Annotated in this window: 16 protein-coding genes; 6 read left to right on the forward strand and 10 right to left on the reverse strand. The window is 65.9% G+C overall.

Features of this window, described 5'->3' with window-relative positions; genetic code table 11:
• Positions 1–6 precede the first annotated feature (6 nt).
• Positions 7–786, reverse strand: a complete 780-nt coding sequence (locus JWP90_RS10570; RefSeq protein ID WP_297363618.1) for an MBL fold metallo-hydrolase — start codon at positions 784–786, stop codon at positions 7–9.
• A 4-nt stretch (positions 787–790) separates the two neighbouring features.
• Positions 791–1,795, reverse strand: a complete 1,005-nt coding sequence (gene fgd, locus JWP90_RS10575) for a glucose-6-phosphate dehydrogenase (coenzyme-F420) (protein WP_297363621.1) — start codon at positions 1,793–1,795, stop codon at positions 791–793.
• Between the two features lie 204 nt (positions 1,796–1,999).
• Here fgd and clpS point away from each other — a divergent pair, with 204 nt between their 5' ends.
• The 4 genes from clpS (at position 2,000) to JWP90_RS10595 (ending at position 5,558) form a co-directional block, all read left to right on the forward strand.
• Complete coding sequence (gene clpS / locus JWP90_RS10580; protein ID WP_297363624.1) at positions 2,000–2,284, forward strand: ATP-dependent Clp protease adapter ClpS; 285 nt, start codon at positions 2,000–2,002, stop codon at positions 2,282–2,284.
• Positions 2,281–2,817, forward strand: coding sequence for a DUF2017 family protein (locus tag JWP90_RS10585; RefSeq protein WP_297363627.1), 537 nt, complete (start codon positions 2,281–2,283; stop codon positions 2,815–2,817). The genes clpS and JWP90_RS10585 overlap by 4 nt, the downstream gene beginning before the upstream one ends.
• Before the next feature lie 82 nt (positions 2,818–2,899).
• Positions 2,900–4,099 carry a glycosyltransferase gene (locus tag JWP90_RS10590; RefSeq protein WP_297363631.1) on the forward strand — a complete coding sequence of 400 codons (1,200 nt, stop codon included), beginning with the start codon at positions 2,900–2,902 and terminating at the stop codon, positions 4,097–4,099.
• 73 nt (positions 4,100–4,172) lie between these two features.
• A complete protein-coding gene (locus tag JWP90_RS10595; protein WP_297363634.1) occupies positions 4,173–5,558 on the forward strand; it encodes an LLM class flavin-dependent oxidoreductase in 1,386 nt (461 codons plus the stop codon).
• A gap of 213 nt (positions 5,559–5,771) precedes the next feature.
• On the opposite strand, the gene solA is transcribed toward JWP90_RS10595, so the two are convergent.
• Positions 5,772–6,935, reverse strand: a complete 1,164-nt coding sequence (solA, locus tag JWP90_RS10600) for an N-methyl-L-tryptophan oxidase (protein ID WP_297363637.1) — start codon at positions 6,933–6,935, stop codon at positions 5,772–5,774.
• Positions 6,936–7,056: 121 nt separating this feature from the next.
• On the opposite strand from solA, the gene JWP90_RS10605 reads away from it, so the two are divergent.
• Entirely contained in the window at positions 7,057–9,207 is a 2,151-nt protein-coding gene (locus JWP90_RS10605; RefSeq protein WP_297363641.1) for an AAA family ATPase, read from the forward strand.
• A 260-nt stretch (positions 9,208–9,467) separates the two neighbouring features.
• On the opposite strand, the gene JWP90_RS10610 is transcribed toward JWP90_RS10605, so the two are convergent.
• The 3 genes from JWP90_RS10610 to acs all read right to left on the reverse strand — a co-directional run bounded on the left by JWP90_RS10610 (position 9,468) and on the right by acs (position 13,501).
• Entirely contained in the window at positions 9,468–10,052 is a 585-nt protein-coding gene (locus JWP90_RS10610; protein WP_297363644.1) for a nitroreductase family protein, read from the reverse strand.
• A 160-nt stretch (positions 10,053–10,212) separates the two neighbouring features.
• Entirely contained in the window at positions 10,213–11,205 is a 993-nt protein-coding gene (locus tag JWP90_RS10615; RefSeq protein ID WP_297363646.1) for an LLM class F420-dependent oxidoreductase, read from the reverse strand.
• A gap of 253 nt (positions 11,206–11,458) precedes the next feature.
• Positions 11,459–13,501, reverse strand: a complete 2,043-nt coding sequence (gene acs / locus JWP90_RS10620) for an acetate--CoA ligase (protein WP_297363649.1) — start codon at positions 13,499–13,501, stop codon at positions 11,459–11,461.
• Positions 13,502–13,651: 150 nt separating this feature from the next.
• On the opposite strand from acs, the gene JWP90_RS10625 reads away from it, so the two are divergent.
• Positions 13,652–14,554, forward strand: coding sequence for an NAD-dependent epimerase/dehydratase family protein (locus JWP90_RS10625; RefSeq protein WP_297363652.1), 903 nt, complete (start codon positions 13,652–13,654; stop codon positions 14,552–14,554).
• Positions 14,555–14,685: 131 nt separating this feature from the next.
• Here JWP90_RS10625 and JWP90_RS10630 read toward each other — a convergent pair whose 3' ends face one another.
• The 4 genes from JWP90_RS10630 to JWP90_RS10645 all read right to left on the reverse strand — a co-directional run bounded on the left by JWP90_RS10630 (position 14,686) and on the right by JWP90_RS10645 (position 18,449).
• On the reverse strand, positions 14,686–15,756 hold the full coding sequence (locus JWP90_RS10630; protein WP_297363654.1) for a low specificity L-threonine aldolase: 1,071 nt from the start codon (positions 15,754–15,756) through the stop codon (positions 14,686–14,688).
• A 91-nt stretch (positions 15,757–15,847) separates the two neighbouring features.
• On the reverse strand, positions 15,848–16,393 hold the full coding sequence (locus JWP90_RS10635; RefSeq protein ID WP_297363657.1) for an SRPBCC domain-containing protein: 546 nt from the start codon (positions 16,391–16,393) through the stop codon (positions 15,848–15,850).
• Positions 16,394–16,458: 65 nt separating this feature from the next.
• Complete coding sequence (locus tag JWP90_RS10640) at positions 16,459–17,568, reverse strand: ABC transporter permease (protein WP_297363660.1); 1,110 nt, start codon at positions 17,566–17,568, stop codon at positions 16,459–16,461.
• Positions 17,565–18,449, reverse strand: a complete 885-nt coding sequence (locus JWP90_RS10645; RefSeq protein ID WP_297363663.1) for an ABC transporter ATP-binding protein — start codon at positions 18,447–18,449, stop codon at positions 17,565–17,567. Before JWP90_RS10645 ends, JWP90_RS10640 begins: the two co-directional genes overlap by 4 nt.
• Between the last annotated feature and the right edge of the window lie 80 nt (positions 18,450–18,529).

Consider the following 18,529-nt stretch of genomic DNA (forward strand, 5'->3'; position numbering starts at 1 on the left):
CCGCGTTCATTCGTCGCCTCGGTCGGCGCCGTTGAGGTAGGCGAGCTGTGCTTTGACGGAGTGCTCGGCGGCGAAGCGGACGGCCGGGTCGATGTGGGAGTACACGACATCCGTTACCGCGGTGATACTGGCATCCGGTCCCAGGGATCGCATCGCGGCGCGCACCTCGTTGAGCCGCTGATGCCGGTGGGCGAGATAGGCATCGCAGGTCGACGCGAGATCCGGCAGGATGGGACCGTGCGCAGGCAGCACGGTGAGCGAACCGAGGTCGCGGAGTGCCCGCAGCGAGGTCAGATAGTCGGCGAGGCTGCCGTCCGGAGTGGCGATCACCGTCGTGCCACGGCCGAGGAGCGTGTCGCCGGTGAGGATCGCGCCGCGTGCTCCGTCGTCAGGGAGAACGAAGCAGGCCGAGTCCGCTGTGTGCCCTGGCGTGGCGACGACACGGATGCTGACACCCGCCGCTGAAACGAGCTCCCCGTCGGTCAGGGGCTCGCCTCCGATGCAGAATGCCGGGTCCATGGCCCGCACCGGTGCGCCGGTGAGGCTGGCCAGTTCTGCGCTACCCCCCGTGTGGTCGTCGTGTCGGTGGGTGACGAGGATGAGATCGACCGGTGCCGCTGCCGACAGCGCCTCCAGATGCGCTGGGTCGGGCGGGCCTGGGTCTACCACAACGATCGATCCCGAACCGGGTTCGCCGATCAGGTAACTGTTGGTGCCGTCGAGGGTCATCGGACCGGCGTTCGGGGCGAGAAGCATCCGGGTCAGTGCGCTCGTTCTCACGGTCATGGGTTCACCCCAGCTCGCGGAGCCGCGGTGCGATGTCCCCGGCGAAGAGATCGAGGAACCGTTTCTGGTTGTGACCGGGCCCGTGGAAGACGAGGTGGTTGAGGCCCGCGTCGATATACGGCTTGATCAGCGACACGGCCTCGTCCGGGTCGTTGGACACGATCCAGCGTTTGGCGACCTGCTCGATCGGCAGCGCATCGGCGGCCGCCTCCATCTCGATCGGGTCGTCGATCGAGTGTTTCTGCTCCGGGGTGAGCGAGAGCGGCGCCCAGAACCGGGTATTTTCGAGTGCGACGTCTCGGTCGGTGTCATACGAAATCTTGATCTCGATCATCTTGTCGATTGCGTCGACGTCGCGCCCGGCCTTGGCCGCACCCTCGGCGACGGCGGGGAGCAGCTCGTCGGTGTACAGCTCCATACCTTTACCGGACGTGCAGATGAAGCCGTCGCCGGCGCGGCCGGCGTAACGGGCTACGACCGGTCCGCCCGCCGCGACGTAGACGGGAAGGCCCCCGGTCGGCACATCGTAGATCGACGCACCCCTGGTCGAGTAGTACTGACCGTCGAAGCTGACGCGGTCGCCTGCCCAGAGCTGGCGCATGAGGTCGACGGCTTCACGCAGCCGACCGAAACGCTCCTTGAATTCGGGCCATTCGCCCTGGTAACCGGTGGCGATCTCGTTGAGAGCCTCACCGGTGCCGACACCGAGAAAGATCCGCCCCGGGTACAGGCACCCCATCGTGGCGAACGCCTGGGCGACCACAGCCGGGTTGTACCGGAAGGTCGGCGTCATCACCGAGGTGCCGATCTGAATGCGTTCGGTGCGCTCACCGACCGCGGTCATCCATGCCAGGGAGAAGGGCGCGTGGCCGCCGTTGTGCCGCCACGGCTGGAAATGATCGCTCACGGTGACGCTGTCGAAGCCGCGTTCCTCGGCCATGACGCCGAGTTCAACGAGATCTCGCGGTCCGAACTGCTCCGCCGACGCCTTCACACCCAACTTCAACATATCGAACCTCCACAGCCAGACAGCTCGCGGCGCCGTTCGCCGATAACCCCGACACTAGCGGGGCGAACCAGCACCGGTCCCTGTGAATCCGCCTCCCTGCCTCACCCGCGAGGACCCGCGTGCCATCCGATCGGCCCTGAGCGACTGGATGTCAAGGGCGTGGCCGGAGATTGCATTGACGCGTTGGAGTGTCAAGCTTGGACAGTGCCACAACTAGACGACCGCCTGGACCTCGCCGAGTCCCTCACACTCGGTACGCCCTGGAACACCGTGGTGTGGGACGACCCGGTCAATCTCATGACCTATGTCTCCTGGGTGTTCCGCAGCTACTTCGGCTTCAGCAGTGCCCGCGCCGATGAGCTGATGCTTCAGGTTCACAACGCGGGCAGCGCCGTTGTCGCGACGGGTTCCCGGGAAGAGATGGAGCGGCACGTGGTCGCGATGCACGGGTTCGGGCTGTTGTCGACGCTTGCGAAGGTGCCGGAATGAGGGCGTTCGACCCGACACCGGCTGGTGACCTTTCCGCCGAATTCGAGACCCAGGAGGTCGCGCTGTTCATCGACCTGGTGCAGCAGATCATCGGTCTGCTCGTACGGGTCAAGGACGGTGAAGCCGACGTCGAGCCGAGCGTCCTGGCGCGATTGTTCCCGGACGCCTACACGGACGATCCGGATGCGGCCGACGAGTTCCGTCGGTTCACCCTCGACGATCTGATCGACCGCAAGGTGGAGAACGCCAGGGGAGTGCTCGCCTCCTTTCACGTCGCACAGTCCCGACGCACGCCAGACGGCGAAGTCCGGCTGGTGCAGCTCGACCGGGAGCATGCGATGTACTGGCTCGGCACACTGACGGACCTGCGCCTCGTCCTCGCAACGAGCCTCGGCATCGCGACCGTTTCAGACGAAGGTGCGGTCGAAAGCCCGGATGCCGAATACGTCGAGAGCCTCTACGACTGGTTCGGGTTCGCGCAGGGATCGTTGCTCGAGGCGCTGGAAGAGGTCGAGGGCATCGGTGGTTCCTGATTTCGACAAGCTCAATCCTACGAGCGGACCGTGTGCGGCCGAGTCGAAGGGCGCTTCCTGAGTTGGATAGCCTAATGGCACCATGCACATACTGATGTTCAGCGACCAGCACGCAGACTCCCTCGGCGGCGTGCAGGTCTCTCTCAGGCTGCAGAAACAGTTCCTCGAGCAGGCGGGGCACACGGTCACCGTGTGCGCCCCGAGGATGCACCGGGCGCATGCCGGTGACCCCGGTTACATCGACACGCCGTCCGTCCCCATCACGCGTGACCGTGAGTATTCGATGACGCTTGTCAGTCGGCGCACAGACCGGTTCATCGACGCAGCGCTTGCCTCACGGCCCCCGGTCGATGTCGTGCACGTGCAAGCCGACTTCTGGGGTGCGATGCTGGGCTACCGGTATGCAGCGCGGCACGGCATCCGGGTAGTGCACACGTTCCACAACCACATGGAGTTCGGCATCGAGCGGGTCGTGCCGGTCCCCGAGCTTGCCGTTCGCGGTTTGTTGTGGTGGCAACACCGGCTGCTCAAGCCTGCTCTGTCTCCTCTCGCGCCGAGCGCGTGGGCGTATCTGAACGAGCTGGCCCTGCGAGCGGATATCTGCACGGCGCCGAGCAGCCACTTCGCGGCGCTGTTGGAACGAAAGGGTGCGGCGTCCGACGTGGAGGTGATCCTCACCGGCGCCGACGATTCCGTCGTCGAACAGGTGCTGCTGGGCGCCGAACCCCGCTCGGCACGACGGCCCCTGTTCGTCTGGATGGGAAGAATGAGTTCCGAGAAACGGGTGCTCGAATATCTCGATGCCATCCGCATTGCGGACGTGGATGCCGACTTCCGGCTCTACGGTGCCGGCCTCCTGCTCTCCAGGGCCAGGGCCTTCGTGCGTGAGCACGAACTCGGCGACCGGGTGCACTTCGCAGGCAAGGTGCCATACCCCGAGGCCCTTGCCGCCATCGCGACTGCAGACGCCCTGGTGCAGACGTCGATCGGATTCGAAACCCAGGGGATGACCGTCTTCGAGGCGGCCGCGCTGGGGACCCCCTCGATCGTGAGCGACCCGAACATCGCCGGTGAGCTGCCGGACGGGATCTACTGGCAGCCCGCTGACGGGAGCGTGCAGGCGCTCGCCGAGACGCTTCGTCTGGTCGCCGCCGACATGGCATCCGGTTCGGAGCTCGTCGTGGAGCCGCAGACAAGTTCGACCTTCCGGCAGAGTCACCAGACCGCCCGCATGGTGGACGTTTACGAACGCGTGCTCGCCGGGCAATCCGCACAGCGCTGAGACGGACGTCGCTATGTGACGCCGTGTTGCGATTGCAGTCGCAACCCCGGGAGCGAACCCGCACCATGGGATCATGCCTCGCCACATTCGCTTCAACGCCTTCGACATGAACTGCGTCGCCCACCAGTCGCCAGGGCTCTGGCGTCACCCGGACGACCAGTCGCACCGTTACACCGACCTCAGCTACTGGACCGAGCTCGCGAAGCTGCTCGAGCGAGGCAAGTTCGACGGTCTTTTCATCGCCGACGTGCTCGGCACCTATGACGTGTATGGCGGCAACCATGATGCCGCACTCCGCAATGGCGCACAGGTGCCGGTCAGCGACCCGCTGCTTCTGGTGTCGGCGATGGCTGCGGTGACCGAGAACCTCGGGTTCGGCATCACCGCCGGCACCGCATACGAGCACCCGTACCCGTTCGCGCGGCGGCTCTCGACCCTCGACCACCTCACCAAAGGCCGGATCGGCTGGAATGTCGTCACCGGCTACCTCCCGAGCGCCGCACGCAACATGGGCCACGACGACCAGATCGAACACGACGAGCGCTACAACATCGCCGATGAGTACCTCGAGGTGCTCTACAAGCTGTGGGAGGGTTCCTGGGAGGACGACGCCGTCGTGCGGGACCGCGAGTCCGGCGTCTTCACGGACCCCGCCAAGGTGCACGAGATCGCTCACGCGGGCAAGAACTTCACCGTTCCCGGCATCCACCTCTCTGAACCGTCGCCGCAGCGCACCCCGGTCATCTTCCAGGCCGGAGCCTCAGGCCGCGGTGTCACCTTCGCCGCCGAGAACGCCGAGGCGATCTTCGTCGGCTCCCCGACGAAAGCGATCCTCAAGAACACCGTGGCGAAGATCCGGGATGCCCTCGAGGCGGCAGGCCGTGACCGTTACGCTGCGAAGATCTACCAGCTGGTGACGGTCATCACCGACGAGACCCCGGAGAAGGCGCAAGCCAAACACGAGGACTACCAGCAGTATGCGAGCACCGAAGGCGCGCTCGTGTTCATGTCCGGCTGGATGGGGATCGACCTGTCGCAGTACGACCTCGACGCTCCGATCGGGGACGTGAAGAGCAACGCGATCCAGTCCACGGTCGCAAACTTCCAGTCGGCTTCCGAAGACGGCAGCGAGTGGACGGTTCGGGACATCGCGTCGTGGGCTGGCATCGGCGGGCTGGGCACCCGGATCGTGGGCTCCGGCAGCGAGGTGGCCGACCAGCTCCAGTCGTGGGTGGACGAAACCGACGTCGACGGCTTCAACCTGGCCTACGCGATCACACCGGGATCGTTCGAGGACATCGTCGAGTTCGTCATCCCTGAACTTCAGGCTCGGGGTGCGTACCCGACCGACTACGCACCAGGCAGCTTCCGCAACAAGCTGCATGGCCGCGGCGACCGCCTCCCTGAGGAACATCGAGGTGCGTCGTTCAGCTACCGGGAGCGAGCAGCTACGTCGTAGCGCCCCAGTGGGCACGCCGCCGTGGCAGGCCGGGGTGCCTCAGGCGCTGACGACGCATCTCTGGACGACGACACCGGCGTGGTTCCCCCACCACTGCCTCCAGCAAGGCCATAATGCAAGAGTTGCGACGGCGAGTCAGCCGACCTCCTCCGATGCCCCGCCGAGGACTCAGCTGACTTGCCGTTGCACTTTCTTGGGCGGGGCCGCCTCGAATCAGACGTGCAGGGCAGGTCGGCCCAGTGAGAAGAGGTCGATCGCGAAATCTGTGCGGCCCCTGGTCGACAGGTCTGCGGCAATTTCGCCCACAACGGGAACGAACTTGAAGCCGTGCCCCCCGAACCCGGTGGCAACGGTCACCTGCGAGTGCTCGGGATGCAGCCCGATCATGAAGTGATCGTCAGGAGCGCTCGGGTACAGGCAGGTCTTCGCGTCGATCAGGCGGCCGGTGAGATGGGGAAACAGCTCGAGCGCCCTCGACTGCATCCTCGCCACCTCGAACGGGAGCACCACCCGATCGATGGCATCAGGGTTCGTCGGTCGATCCTCGTGGAAGAAGCCGATCTTGATGCCTCCACCCGACCCATCCGCAATAGGAAAACCGTAGACCTGGTCGTTGCCGTCAGTGCGCTCGATGAACACCGGCTGCCTGCCGGCCGCATAGTCCTCGAAGGTCGGCCGGCCCGGTGAGTACCCGGGCTCGAACCAGTACATGACCTGCCGTTCGGACGTCACCGACGCACCGACCTCTCCAAGCAACTGCGCCGACCAGGCGCCTGGTGCGATCACCAGTCGGTCGGCCCCGTACGTTCCATGGTCGGTCACCACCTCGACTCCACCGCCGCTGGTGGCCGTCCAGGAGCGCACCGCCTCACCGAAGTGCAGTCGAGCGCCATGCTGGGTGGCGACCTGGATGTTCGCTGCCGTGGTTCGTTCCGGATTCACGAAGCCGGCGTTCGCCTCATACAGACCCATAACGTGGCCAGCCGGGCGCATTGCTGGGAACCGTGCCGTGATCTCGGCACTGGACAGCACCTCATGAGGCAGGTTCCACTGGCGAGCCGAGCGCAGGGCGCCGGTGAACGTCTCTTCGTCCGGGTCGCCGATGTAGATGCCGCCCGTGAGAGTGACGAGTTTTTGCTCCGATTGTTCTTCGAGCCGCCGCCAACCTTCATAGGCGCGGAGCAGGAGCGGGACGTAATCGACACCTTCGTAATAAGACTGGCGGATGATTCGGGTGCCGCCGTGCGCCGAACCGCGGTCGTGAGACGGCCAGAAACGCTCGAACCCGAGCACGCTCAGTCCGCGCTGGGCAAGGGCGTTCGCCGCGGCACCGCCCATGGAGCCCAGCCCGATCACAATGACGTCGGCCGAAAGCATGCGTGCTCGATTCTCGCTGAGGATTGACGGGTTCTCCCAGCCTAGAGAATCGAACCAGTAGCGCCGGATCTATTCGACGCGGTAAACTTGAGTCCGTACGACTCAACTTTGAAGGAGACTCATGCAACCCGGTTCGAACTCGCAGGAAGAGCAGAAAAGCGCCCTCGAACTGTACGGGATGAACCTCACAGAGATCGCCCGCTCCGGCAAACTTGACCCGGTCATCGGGCGGGACGCCGAGATTCGCCGGGTCAGCCAGGTTCTGACCCGCCGCACCAAGAACAACCCGGTGCTCATCGGTGAACCGGGCGTCGGTAAGACCGCCGTGGTCGAAGGCCTCGCCCAGCGCATCGTCGAGGGTGATGTCGCCGAGTCGCTGAAGAACAAGGAGATCGTTTCCCTCGACCTCGCTGCTCTCGTGGCCGGCGCAAAGTACCGCGGTGAATTCGAGGAACGGCTCAAGGCCGTGCTCCAGGAGATCAACGACGCCGAGGGCAAGATCATCACCTTCATCGACGAGTTGCACACCCTGATGGGGGCAGGCGCCGGCGAAGGATCTGTCGCCGCAGCCAACATGCTCAAGCCCATGCTTGCCCGCGGCGAGTTGCGCATGATCGGCGCCACCACGCTCAACGAGTACCGCGAGTACATCGAGAAGGATGCCGCCATGGAGCGCCGGTTCCAGCAGGTCTACGTGGGGGAGCCCAGTGTCGAGGACACCGTCGCCATCCTCCGCGGGCTCAAGGAGCGCTACGAGGCACATCACAAGGTGACGATCGCTGACTCAGCGCTCGTCGCGGCGGCATCGCTCTCCAACCGCTACATCCCGGCACGGCAACTGCCGGACAAGGCGATCGACCTCATCGACGAGGCCGCGTCCCGGCTGCGGATGGAGATCGACTCATCCCCGGTCGAGGTCGACGAACTGCAGCGCAGCGTTAACCGGCTCAAGCTCGAGGAGCTCGCTTTGAAGAAGGAGAAGGACGACGCCTCCAAGGAGCGCCTCGCGAAACTCCGGGAAGACATGGCGGAGCGGCAGGCGTCACTCGACGAATTGAAGGCGCGCTGGGACAAGGAACGTGCCAACCTCAACCGGGTCGGTGACCTCAAGACCCAGCTCGACGAGATGAAATCGCGGCGGGACCGGGCGCTCCGCGAGGCGGATTACCAGGAGACGTCACGGCTTGAATACGAAGTCATTCCCGCCATCGAGAAGGAGATCAAGGAGGCGGAACGGGTGGAGAGCGACGAGCCCCTCATGGTCAACGACCAGGTCACCGCTGACGACATCGCCGCCGTGATCGCCGCGTGGACCGGCATCCCCGTCGGGCGTCTGCTGCAGGGTGAAACCGAGAAGCTGCTCCACCTCGAGACGGAACTTGGCAAGCGACTGGTCGGGCAGAAGCCGGCTGTGAAGGCAGTGTCGGATGCCGTTCGGCGCACGCGGGCCGGGATCTCCGACCCCAACCGCCCGACGGGTTCGTTCCTGTTCCTGGGTCCGACCGGTGTCGGTAAGACGGAGCTGGCCAGGGCGCTCGCCGAATTCCTCTTCGACGACGAGAAAGCCATGGTGCGGATCGACATGTCCGAGTACGGAGAGAAGTTCTCGGTCTCACGGCTCGTCGGCGCCCCTCCCGGTTATGTCGGGTATGAGCAGGGAGGACAGCTGACCGAGGCGGTGCGTCGCCGGCCGTACTCTGTCGTGCTTTTCGATGAGATCGAGAAGGCGCACCCGGAGGTGTTCGACGTACTGCTGCAGGTGCTCGACGACGGCAGGCTCACCGACGGGCAGGGCCGGACGGTGGATTTCCGGAACACCATCCTCATTCTCACCTCCAACCTGGGTTCGCACTTCCTCGTGGACCCGTCGATGTCGTGGCCGGAGAAGGAAGAGGCGGTGCAGAACCTTGTGCGCCAAGCGTTCAAACCAGAGTTCGTGAACCGGCTCGACGGCATCGTCGTGTTCTCCGCCCTCACCGAGGAGGACCTCAGCCAGATCGTCGAACTGTACATCGACAGGCTGCAGCGCCGGCTGCAGGAGCGGCGGCTTGAACTCGCGGTGACGCCGGATGCCAGAAGCTGGCTCGCCGAACGCGGATACGACCCGATCTACGGCGCGCGCCCGTTGCGTCGGCTCATGCAGAACGAGATCGACGACCGGTTGGCGACGGCGATACTCGACGGCTCCGTGCGCGACGGCAACACGGTGCGGGTCGACCTTGACCCGGTCGCCGACGCGCTGACGGTCGGTTCCGTTCCGGTGCCGGTGTAACGAGCTCTTCGAAACGGGCGGATGCTTCGGTATCCGCCCGTTTCTCGTGTGCGGTTCCCTTGCGGCGTACCCTTCCCGCAGGGGCTGTTGCCCGCTGTCGTCGTTGAGCAGGGCGTCGTCTTCGCGTATGCGGCGATCGAGCTCGTCGGCACCGCGGCGGGGGAGACCGCAGAAAGCACGGCGGCGGCTGAAAACGCCGGGAAGGACACACACACCCGGGCCCATCGTCAGGGCGCCCGGGTGCGTTGTCGGGTGCAGAGTCAGACGCTGAGGAGCACCAGCTCGTCGAGGGGGCGCCGGCTGCGGGGAGCGACCTCGCGCTCACGCAGTACATCGCTGGTCAGTGCATCGGGGGTGCCGAGCACGCCGAGAGCAGTGACGGAGATCGGCTCGAGGGCCGGATCGATGTCGAACGCAGCGCGCAGGCCGTCGACTTCGATGCCGCCCATCTGGTGCACGTGGAGGCCGTCGTGGTGCGCCTGGACCGTGAGGTTGGCGACAGCCTGGCCGAGGTCGTACTGGGCCCAGCGCTGCGGAGTGCCGTCGTCGGAGGTTACGGCGGCGAGGTTGACGATGAGCACGTGTGCGGACGCCGCCCACGACTGGTTGAAGCCGATCAGGTTCTCGACGATCGTCGCGTGCTCCGCCGTGCCGCGCCGGGCGACGAGGAAGCGCCACGGCTGCGTGTTCGAGGCGGATGCCGACCAGCGGGCGGCCTCGAGGGCTGCGGTGATCTTCTCGGCGGGGACCTCGACGCCCGAGTCGAAGGATCGCGGGCTCCACCGCTCGGCGAGCACCTCGTGGATCGGTTCGCTTGTGACGGCGGTGCGGTTGATAGCGGTCATGTGGCTTCCTCCGATTGTGCGATGTCATTCGGAGTCGCCCTTGACCCATTCAGATGCAAGCAAAAGGCGCCACGGGATATTCCGCGACACCCTCGCCTTTTCATCTTATTGCGGCATCCGTCTTCGCCTGTTCGTCGGCTATTCACGGTTACGGGTGCCGTTACGCGAGCGCCGGGATGACCTCACGTTCGAACAGCTCGATCCCGGACCGGTCGAACGCTGCTTCGGGGAAGTACGTGATCAGGTACCCCAGACCGCGCTCCTTCATTCCGCTGAAGCGTTCAATGAGCTGCTCAGGTGTTCCGACACCGAGCGCCTTGCCGCTGCGGTACTCGTTCATGAACTCAGCCGTTTTCTTCTCGCCGAGATACGGGGTGATTCGAGCTTCGATGGCGTCGAGGCGGTCGGCGACCTCGGCTTCGGTATCGGCGATGACGACGTTGTAGTTGGCGCTGCGCACGATGTCGTCGAAGTTCCGGCCGACCTTCTCGCAGTGGCCGCGGAGGATCTCGCTCTTGTGCGTGAAGCCGTCCGGTGAGCCGTCGAAGTTCGTGTACTGGGCGTACTGCGCGGCGATGCGCAGCGTCACCTTCTCGCCTCCTCCGGCGATCCAGAACGGGATGCCGCCCTCCTGCAGCGGCAGCGGGCGGACGATGGCACCGTCGACCTGGTAGTGCTTGCCGTCAAGGGTGGCGGTACCGGTTTCCCACGCCTGCTTCATGATCTGCACGCCTTCGTCGAGCCGGCCGAGCCGGTCACCGACTCGGGGGAAGCCGTAGCCGTATGCGCGCCATTCATGCTCGTACCAGCCGCCGCCGATGCCCATCTCGACCCGGCCACCGGAAATGACATCGATCGTGGCGGCAACCTTCGCGAGATAGGCGGGGTTGCGGTAGCTCATGCATGTGCACATCTGGCCCAGCCTCACGCGCTTCGTCGTGGCGGCGAAAGCGGACATCAGCGTCCAGGCTTCGTGGGTCGCCTCTTCGCTCGGCTTGGGAACGGTATGGAAGTGGTCGTAGACCCAGATGGACTCCCAAGGCCCGGCATCCGCACGCGCAGCGAGGCTGCTCATCGCCTCCCACTGCTCGGCGGGGTCTATTCCAACAAGGTCATGGCGCCATCCCTGAGGGATGAAGGTTCCGAATCGCATGCCGGCCAGCCTAGGGGTGCGCTTTCTTCGACCGAAGCCGTTGCCACCGCCTCGTTAATCGAGTAGCGAGGAACGAGCGTATCGAGAGCCCTGGTCGGAGTTTGATCTCGAGTCGCGGCCTCGCTCGCTCGGTCGCTACTCGATCAGCGGAGAACGGGACGCGGGGGATCTCGACTCGTCGGCCAAGCGTGGCCGACGGCTTGGTTCTTGAGCGCAGCCGTTCACGGCCGCGTCGAAGGGCACCCTCGCCCGTTCAGCGCGCGCGTCGGGATGCGTGGACGATGCCCTCGATCCGGGCAGGCACCGTGTCATCCTGCAGGCTCGTCACGTCGCCGAGCGGTCGAGAGTCGGAGATGTCGCCGAGGAGCCGCCGCATGATCTTTCCCGACCGGGTCTTCGGCAGGTCGGGAACGACGATGACATCACGGGGCTTAGCGATCGGACCGATCTCCCGGGCGACATGCGCCCGCAACAGTCCGGTGAGCTCGCCGGCGAGTCCCACCCAGTAGTCAGGATGCTCCGCATCGGCACCGGTGGAACGCGCGGCGGGGATCACATACGCCGCGATCGCCTGCCCGGTGAGGGCATCAGCCACCCCGACGACGCCGGCCTCCCCGACAGCGGGATGTGCGACGAGCGACGACTCGATCTCGATCGTCGACAGCCGGTGGCCGGACACGTTGATGACGTCGTCGACCCGGCCGAGCACCCAGATGTCGCCGTCGGCATCCCACTTCGCGCCGTCGCCTGAGAAGAAGTAGCCCTGTTTCCAGAACCTCGCCCAGTAGGAGTCGCGATACCGCTCAGGATCGCCCCACACCGTACGCGCCAGCGCAGGGCCTGGACGGTCGACGACGAGGTAACCGCCCTGCCCGTACGGCACAGGGTTGCCGTCGTCGTCGACGATGAGCGTCGACAGCCCAGGCAGCGCCCGGTTCGCCGAACCCGGCTTCAGGGTGGAGACACCGGGCATGGGGGCCATCACAGCGGCTCCGGTCTCCGATTGCCACCAGGTGTCGACGATGGGGGTGACGCCGCGGCCGAGGTGGGTGTGGAACCACACCCATGCCTCAGGGTTGATCGCCTCGCCGACCGTGCCGAGCAGGCGGATGGACGAGAGATCGTATCCGCTTGGCACGCCGTCGGGGAACCAGGTCATCAGCGTGCGGATGAGCGTCGGCGCCGTGTAATAGGTGGTCACTCCGTACCGCTCGAGAATTTCGAAGTGCCGTGCGGTGTGCGGTGTGTTCGGCGTGCCCTCGTAGATCACCTGGGTGAGCCCGTTCGACAGGGGGCCGTAGATCTCGTAGGTGTGCGCGGTCACCCAGGCGAGGTCGGCGGTGCACCAGTGCACGTCGTCGGGTTTCGCGTCGAAGATCGCCCAGTGGCTCCACGACGCCTGGGTGAGGTAGCCGCCCGCTGTGTGCACCAGACCCTTCGGCTTACCGGTCGTACCCGAGGTGTAGATGATGAACAGCGGGGTCTCCGCGTCGAACGCCTCCGGGTCGTGGTGATCGGATGCCCCGCCGACGACGTCGTGCCACCAGACGTCCCGGCCCGGTGTCCACGCGACCGGCGGAATGCCGTTCCCCGTGCGCCGCACCACGAGAACGTGTTCGATGCTGTCGACACCGGCCACGGCGGCATCCGCGTTGTCCTTCACAGCGACGGCCGTTCCCCGGCGGTACTGCCCGTCGGTGGTGATCAGGAGCTTCGCCTGGGTGTCCTCCACCCGGAACCGCAGAGCGTCAGCGCTGAAACCGCCGAAGACGAGCGAGTGAATGGCGCCGATCCGCGCCACCGCGAGCGTTGCGATGACGGTCTCTGGGATCACCGGCAGGTAGATCACCACACGGTCGCCCGCGCGGATGCCCAGCTCGGTCAGTGCGTTTGCCGCCTGTGACACCTCCCGCTGCAGCTCGGCGTAGCTGATCGATCGGCGGTCGCCTGGTTCGCCCTCGAAGTGCAGAGCGATTCTGTCGCCGTTCCCCGCCGTCACGTGCCGGTCAACGCAATTCACGGCCACGTTGAGCTTGCCACCGACGAACCACTCGGACTTCGGAACGGTGAGTTCGCCGTCAGGGCCCTCGGTGACCGGCTCCCAGCTGTGCGTCGTGTGCCAGGGTTCAGCCCAGTCGAGCCGCCTGGCGGCATCCGCCCAGAAACCGACAGGGTCCGCGTCCGCTCTCGCCCAGTCCTCGGCGCTCACGTTGGCCTGCGCGGTGAACGCGGACGGCGGCGGAAAGCGTCGGGTCTCCGTCGAGAGGTTGGCCAGAGTGGGGGCGGATGCGGGCATACTCCGACGTTACGGCGAGTGGTCCTGGTGGCCGAATCGCTGAGCAACCCAACGTAACGTTCGCGAGTTGCCCGGTTTCGCGGGTCATCCGGCCGTCGCACCCCTGAAAGCGGGCAACTCGCGAGAGGATGGGCCCCATGAGCGCGAAGAGTGTCCTTTTTCTGGGCGGCACAGGAGTCATCAGTTCGGCGGCGCGTTCCGTCCAGTGTCAAGACGCGCGAAGCCGACATCCGCGATCCGGAGTCGCTCGCCGCCGCGGTCGGCGGCCGTTCGTTCGACGTGGTGGCCGACTTCCTCAGCTTCACCCCCAACCAGTTGCACCTCGACGCCTTTCGGGGCCGCACCGGCCAGTACATTTTCATCAGTTCGGCCTCGGCGTACCAGACACCGCCGTCGCGACTGCCGGTCACCGAGTCGACTCCGCTCCGCAACCCGTTCTGGGAGTACTCGCGCAACAAGATCGCGTGCGAGGACGCGCTCGTCACCGAGTACCGCGAGACCGGCTACCCGGTCACGATCGTGCGCCCGTCGCACACGTATGACAGCACCTCGGTCCCCACCCTCGGCGGCTGGACCGACATCGACCGGATGCGACGGGGTGCGCCGGTTGTCGTGCACGGCGACGGCAGCTCCCTGTGGACGATCACGCACACCCGCGACTTCGCTGTCGGTTTCGTCGGCCTGTTCGGTCATCCGGCCGCGCTGGGAGAGTCGTTCCACATCACCGGGAATGAAGCACCGACCTGGGATGCGATCTACCGAGCTCTGGGCACTGCCGCCGGCGTGGAGCCGGTACTCGCCCACGTGACGAGCGACCTGATCGCGGCGGCGGTCCCCGAGCTCGGTCCTGGGCTACTCGGCGACAAGAGCCACACGATGGTTTTCGACAACAGCAAGCTCACCGCGATCGTTCCGGACTTCGCCCAGCACACGGTCTTCGCCGAGGGCGCGCATGAGATTGTGGACTGGTACGACGCCGACCCGACACGACAGACGGCCGACCCGAAGCTGGACGCCCTGTTCGACCGGCTGGTCGAGATTCACGGCGCCTGAGCGCTCAGCGCACGCGCGGCTGCCTCACGCCGTGGGTCGCGAGGATCACGACGACGGCGACGGCGACACCGACAACGGTTTCACGGCCTCGGTCGAGAACGAGCGGCGGGACGGGAACCGGGCACAGGCGATCAGGCCGAAAGTTCGGAGCGAATCCCGGCGACGAACGCGTCGATGTCGGCCTCTGTCGTATCGAACGATGCCATCCAGCGGACCTCGCTCTTCGACGCGTCCCAGTCGTAGAAGTGGAACGTCTCGCGCAACCGGTTCGCCGCATCCGTCGGCAGCACGGCGAACACCGCGTTGGACTGGGTGGGCTGGCTGAAACTCAGGCCGCTCACCGCGCCGGACGCCACGAGCTCGTCGAGCGATGACCGCAGCCGCCCGGCCATCGCATTGGCGTGCGAAGCCGAGCGGAGCCACAGGTCCCCGTCCAGCAGGGCGATGAGCTGCGCGGAGACGAAGCGCAGTTTCGACGCGAGCTGCATGTTCAGCTTGCGCAGGAAGATGAGACCGTCGGATGCCGCCGGGTTGAGCACGACGACCGCCTCACCGAACAGCAGCCCGTTCTTGGTGCCGCCGAAGGAGAGCACGTCGACGCCCGCGTCGGTGGTGAAGTCCCGGAACGGAACGCCGAGCGCTGCTGCAGCGTTCGACAGCCGGGCGCCGTCCATGTGCAGTTTCATGCCGTGGGAGTGGGCGTGATCGGCGATCGCCCGGACTTCGTCGACCGTGTACAGGGTGCCGAGCTCGGTGGACTGGGTGATCGACACGACAAGCGGCTGCGCGCGGTGCTCGTCGCCCCAGCCCCACGCCTCGCGGTCGATGAGTTCTGGCGTGAGCTTGCCGTCAGGCGCATCCACGGTCAGCAGCTTCATTCCGCCGACCCGCTCAGGGGCGCCGTTCTCGTCGACGTTGATGTGGGCGGTGGACGCCGCGATCACCGCTCCCCAGCGCGGCAGCATCGACTGCAGGCCGATGACGTTGGCGCCGGTGCCGTTGAAGACGGGGAACACCTGCACGCCGTCGCCGAAGTGCCGGGCGAACACCTCCTGAAGTCTCGCGGTGTAGACGTCGGCACCGTAAGACACCTGGTGCCCGCCGTTGGCGGCGCCGATCGCCTCGAGCACCTCGGGGTGGACTCCGGCGTAGTTGTCGCTTGCGAAGCCGCGGGAATCGGGGTCATGCAGGATTTCGGTCACACCCTAGTCTCGTTCATCAGGCGCTGCTGTGCCGCACCAGATTCCTCGGGCCGCAACACTGCCGGGCGGGAACCGTGCCTGCGTGGCGAGTTCAGCCGCTGAAGAGCTCGTCGTACTTCTCCTGAAGCGCATCCCAGCCGTGCAGTTGGGCGTCCTCGCCGACTATCCGGGGCACGTCGAGGCCGCTGGCGACACCGTCGAGCGCGGTGAGGCACAGGTGCCAGCCGGCCGCGTAACTGGAGGCGTTGGCCCGGTCGTCGAACGTGTGGCTGAGCCGCACGATGGTGGCGGATGCCGTCGGCGCCAGTTCGATGTCGATCGCGTCCCCTCCCCAGACGAGCGACAGCATCCGCTGAGGGGCGACTGTCACCACGGTCCCGATCGACTCGTCTGGGTTCTCCGCTTCGTCGGCGGACTCCTCTCTGCCCGCTTCGGGGAGGGCGACGGACCCGGTCTCCGTGAGGTCCCGGTCGGGGTCGAACGGCGCCCACCGGCTGACCTGGTCCCGTTGGGTGAGTGCTGACCAGATCTCCTGCGGAGCGTTCGGCAGCGTCCGTTCGAGCACGAGGAGCCACCGGGAACCGAGATTGCTCAGTTGCGCCTCGATCGGATGCTGCGGGAGTAGCGACGCCGACATGAAACGCTCCTTTGCCTGAGGGGTTCCAGTCTGGTCGGCATCGCCGCTGCCGTCCAGCGCTGGGCTCAGCTGGTCAGCGCCTCCCGCCACTTCACCCTCGCGCCCATCTTCAGCAGCGAATTCTGGTAGATCCGCGACGCCAGCCAGATGGTGCCTGCGGTGGTCACGGCCAGGATGGCGAGCGAGACGAGCGGCTCCCACCAGGCGGCGGTTCCGAGGAAGAGGCGCACGGGCATGCCGACCGGGGCGGAGAACGGAACGTACGACATGATCGTCAGCACCAGGGGGTTGGCGTTGAAAAACACGACAGCGAAGTACGGCAGCATCACGAGCATCGTCACCGGGGTGGTGGTTGAGCTGATGTCTTCCTGACGGGAGACCATCGACGCGGTCGCCGCGAAGAGCGAGGCGAGCAGGACGAAACCGATGGCGAAGAACACGACGAACCAGACGATCGGCATTCCGAGCCCGGTGAGGAGGTCCGTCTGCCCGAGGATCGTCAGCCCGATGATCGACAACACCGCGGTGAGCGCGATCTGACCGAACGCGAGGATCGAATTGCCCAGGACCTTGCCTGCGAGAAGCGCCTGCACTGGGATGGCGGACATGAGGATCTCGACCACGCGGGTCTGCTTCTCCTCGACGACGTTCTGGGCGATGGTCGAGCCGAAGGTCATCGCTGACATGAAAAAGACGATCCCGAAGCCGAGCGAGACCAGGTAGGTGATGAACGGATTCGTCGGGCTCTCGTCGAGCAGCGTCACTGGAGGGGACACACTCAACTGGCTGACCAGCGCAGCAGGAACCTCGCTGTCGGCGAGAATTCCGATACCGAGCGGCGTCGAACCGTCTGGCACGATCGCGGCATCGACGGTGCCGTCGCGCACCAGCTCGGTGGCCGCCTCCACGCTCGCGACCTCGGTCACGTCCAGGCGGCCGCCGTTGCCGATCGACTGCCCAGCTGCGCCCACAACAGCGACCGGCGTCGTGTCGTTGCTGCTGTTCTGCGCGGTGAAGCCGCCGATGAGGATCGACGCGAGCACGAGAAGAAGCAGGATGCCGGTGGAGATCAGGAAGACCCTGCTCCGCAACCGCATCGTGATCTCGCGTTCGGCGACGAGCCAGGTGCTTTGGGCGAAGCGCGGGGCCTGGGGTCGGATGGTCGATGTGCTCATCGGATGACCTCTCGGAAGATCTGGGCGAGTGACGGATGCCGGGGGGCGAAGGTGGCGACGTCGCCACGGCCTATGGCGTCCCGGAGAACCGCCTGTGCGGTCGACTCGGCGTCGACATCGAAGAGGGCATAGCTGCCGTCGAAGTCGACAACACTGACCCCGGGGACCGAACGCAACCAGCCGGCATCCCCGCTGGAGATGAGCTCATACCGCAGCGTGGAGTGGCTGGCGCGGAGTGCCTCACGGGACCCGTTCGCGCGGATCGACCCGTTGGCGATGATGACGAGGTCGTCGCAGAGGCGTTCGACGATGTCGAGCTGGTGTGAAGAGAACAGCACGGGGGTGCCGGCGAGTGCGCGGTCCTTCAGCACACCGACCACGACGTCGACGGCGAGCGGGTCGAGACCGGAGAACGGTTCGTCGAGGATGAGCACATCCGGGTCGTGGACGAGAGCGGCGGCGATCTGGGCCCGCTGCTGGTTGCCGAGGGAGAGGCTCTCCACCGTCGAACCGGCGCGCTCGCCGAGTCCGAGCTGTTCGAGCAGGTTTCCCGCGTTCCGCTTCGCGGCAGTGACGGACAGACCGTGCAGCCGGGCCAGGTAGACGAGTTGTTCCTCGACCTTCATCTTCGGGTACAGCCCGCGTTCCTCCGGCATGTAGCCGAAGCGTCTCCGGTCCTCGGGGGTGACTTTCGACCCACCAAGGGTGACGGTTCCGCTGTCCGAGGAGAGCACGCCGAGGATGATGCGCATGGTGGTCGTCTTGCCTGCCCCGTTGCCTCCGACGAAACCCGTCATCCGGCCCGGAACGACATCGAAGCTGACGTCGGTGAGGACGCGGGCCGTTCCATAGTGCTTGTTGACGTCTCGAATCTCGAGCATGCTGCCTCCCTGTGTGACGCTGACTTCACGATACGACCGTGAAGCGGCCGGTGGCATCCGCACGCGGAGGGGTCTTTCAA

Source organism: Mycetocola sp. (assembly GCF_025464835.1).
Taxonomy (GTDB): Bacteria; Actinomycetota; Actinomycetes; order Actinomycetales; family Microbacteriaceae; genus Mycetocola_A.